Annotated in this window: 3 protein-coding genes; all 3 read left to right on the plus strand. The window is 41.6% G+C overall.

What is annotated here, in order from left to right; all coding sequences use genetic code 11:
* Positions 1-63 precede the first annotated feature (63 nt).
* The 3 genes from DWX73_RS13030 to tnpC all read left to right on the plus strand — a co-directional run bounded on the left by DWX73_RS13030 (position 64) and on the right by tnpC (position 2,693).
* Positions 64-429, plus strand: a complete 366-nt coding sequence (locus tag DWX73_RS13030) for a hypothetical protein (protein WP_118349100.1) — start codon at positions 64-66, stop codon at positions 427-429.
* Positions 419-781, plus strand: a complete 363-nt coding sequence (gene tnpB / locus DWX73_RS13035; protein WP_009247574.1) for an IS66 family insertion sequence element accessory protein TnpB — start codon at positions 419-421, stop codon at positions 779-781. The genes DWX73_RS13030 and tnpB overlap by 11 nt, the downstream gene beginning before the upstream one ends.
* 292 nt (positions 782-1,073) lie before the next feature.
* Positions 1,074-2,693: an IS66 family transposase gene (gene tnpC / locus DWX73_RS13040; protein WP_118349101.1), complete on the plus strand. Its 1,620-nt coding sequence runs from the start codon at positions 1,074-1,076 to the stop codon at positions 2,691-2,693.
* The last annotated feature ends 61 nt before the right edge of the window (positions 2,694-2,754 follow it).

Raw genomic sequence — 2,754 nt, forward strand, 5'->3', positions numbered from 1 at the left:
ATCACTACAAAGTCCAAATAGTTTAGTACTCAACTTTTTTGACTTTGCTACAGGAGGTGAGTTATGAAATCTCATACAAGTTTAGTTGCACAGCAAACCCGTCTGAGTGAATGGGCTGACATGGTCAGGGACTGCCAAAACCGTCCGCAAGGAATGAAAATCGATGAATGGTGTCAGCTACACGACATTACAAAAGCAAGTTATTACTGGAGACTCCGAAAAGTTCGTGAGGCTTATCTAAAAACAGCGGATCATACACAAACATTTGTAGAAGTTCCCTCTTCTGCAATCCAGCCGGTGAATATGGCAGCGGAGTATAAAATCATTGCCTTGATTAGAGGCAGAAACAACTTCACTCTGGAAATTACCGAACAGGCATCGGATTCATTTCTAAAAACACTTTTGGGAGTGCTCGGCAATGCTCAATGATGGCTCTGGGTTCAAAAAAGTATATCTGGCGACTGGATTTACGGATCTGCGCAGAGGGATCGATGGCTTGGCCAGAATCATACGTTTTCAGTTCCAGCTTGATCCTTACGATAAGAATACATTATTCTTATTTTGCGGCAAACGTACAGATCGGATAAAAGGGCTTATCTGGGAGGGCGATGGATTTCTACTTCTGTACAAGCGGATTGAAAACGGAAACTTCCGCTGGCCCCGTACACAAGAAGAAGCCCTGGAAATTAGTGCAGACCAGTATCAAATGTTAATGCAAGGTCTGGAAATCGTTGCCAGACATCCCATAGAAGAAATCTCCTGTCCAGAATTCTCCTTGTGATTTGTGCAAAACGTAGAAAATAAAATTGCTTTCATCCATGATAAATCACCCTGTGCAATATAAAATTTAAAGTTATTCACATCCTGAAAGTTTTCTGTGAGTTTCTATATACTCCTGATTCCAAAACTTTTCAGATTGTGGATAACAATCATAAATATCTGAAATTCAGGCTTTTATTTTCAGGTATTCATGACTGTTATCCACCGTCAAAATGACGAAGGTGACAGAATCCCAAAATAGCCAAAAACCGTTGGTTCTGCTATAATAGCACTCAGGAAAGTGAGGTTTGGTTATGGCAGTTAAGTATACGGAGGAACAGTTAAATAGTGTTGATAAGTCGTTTCTTATCCAGCTTCTTTTACAACAGCAGGAACAATTGGAAGCCATAACAAAGGAGCTTCACGCATCGAATGAAAAAATGCAGCTTCTGATGGAACAGGTAATCCTTGGTAAGCAGAACCGTTTTGGAAGGTCATCTGAAAAAATGGAAGATACCAGCCAAATCTGTTTTCAAGAAGTAGACGGCACTATTGTTTTTTTCAATGAAGCGGAAGCTGTCTACGATCTCAATGAAAAAGAACCTGATGAGCTGGAACTCAAATCTCCAAAACAGCCAAAGCGTAAGGGAAAGAAAGAATCAGATCTTTCCGGACTTACGGTCAGACGGATTGACCATTATCTGTCAGAGGAGGAATTGGAAATAGAATTCGGTGTCAATGGGTGGAAACAGTTACCGGATGCCATTTCCAAAAAATATCATTTTGTACCTGCGAGGGTAGAGGTAGAAGAACATCACATCGGTGTGTATGCCAGCAAAACAGATGAGCACATGGTCAAAGCAGACCATCCAAAAGCATTACTGCATGGAAGTTTGGTATCACCATCTCTTGGAGCTGCGATCATCAATGGAAAGTATGTGAATGCAGTTCCTCTCTATCGGTTAGAGCAGGAATTTCAGCGTTATGGCCTGCAGATTACAAGGCAGAACATGGCAAGCTGGTGCATACGTTTGGCAGAGGAATATTTATCGATCCTTTATGATCATCTTCATGAAGAATTGTATTTCTATCATGTGATCCAGGCAGACGAGACGCCGGTGCTTGTAAACCATGACGGGCGCAAAGCAGGAAGCAAAAGCTGGATGTGGGTATACCGTTCTGGACATCTGTATCAAGACCGGCAGATTGTCCTGTATGAATACCAGCAGACAAGAAATGCATCCCATCCACGGGAATTCCTGAAAGGATACGATGGCATTTGTGTAACAGATGGTTATCAGGTCTACCATACTTTAGAAAAAGAATTGGAAGAACTGACCATTGCTGGATGCTGGGTGCACTGTCGCCGCAGATTTGATGAAGCTCTGAAGCTGATTCCCAAACCATCTCAAAAGGAATCCAATGCATTTCTGCTGATGAAACAGATTCAGGCAATCTATCGGGAAGAAGGGAAATTGAATGACCTTTCTTCTGATGAACGACTTAAACAGCGACAGGCGGTTATCAAACCTCTTGTGGATGCTTTTTTTGCGTACCTGAAAACTATAAATGTGTCCAAAAAGGACAAATTTGGTGATGCCGTTAGATATGCACTAAATCAGGAAAAATATCTCAGGGTATTTCTTACAGACGGAGATGTTCCGATTGATAATAATGCATCCGAAAGGGCAATCCGAGGCTTTTGTATTGGAAAGAAGAATTGGCAGATGATCGATACGATTCATGGAGCCAAATCTTCCGCAATCATTTACAGTATTGTAGAAACTGCAAAAGCCAATAATCTGAAACCTTTTGATTATGTGCAGTATCTCTTGGAAGAGATTCCGAAACACATGAATGATAAGGACTGTTCTTTTCTGGAAGATCTTCTGCCCTGGTCAGAAAAACTTCCGGCAGGGATTCGCAAAGCTTAAATATCGGTGGCTGCAAAGCAGCCGCCTAAAAATGTCAAGGTACTCGCTATTTTGCGTTTAC

The sequence above is a fragment of the Coprococcus sp. AF21-14LB genome (genome assembly GCF_003458885.1).
Classification (GTDB): Bacteria; Bacillota; Clostridia; order Lachnospirales; family Lachnospiraceae; genus UBA9414.

What these genes read in the sequence shown, in the direction of transcription:
- tnpC (WP_118349101.1), top strand. Translation starts at nt 1,074, where the DNA reads ATGGCAGTTAAGTATACGGAGGAACAGTTAAATAGTGTTGATAAGTCG.
- tnpB (WP_009247574.1), top strand. Translation starts at nt 419, where the DNA reads ATGCTCAATGATGGCTCTGGGTTCAAAAAAGTATATCTGGCGACTGGA.
- DWX73_RS13030 (WP_118349100.1), top strand. Translation starts at nt 64, where the DNA reads ATGAAATCTCATACAAGTTTAGTTGCACAGCAAACCCGTCTGAGTGAA.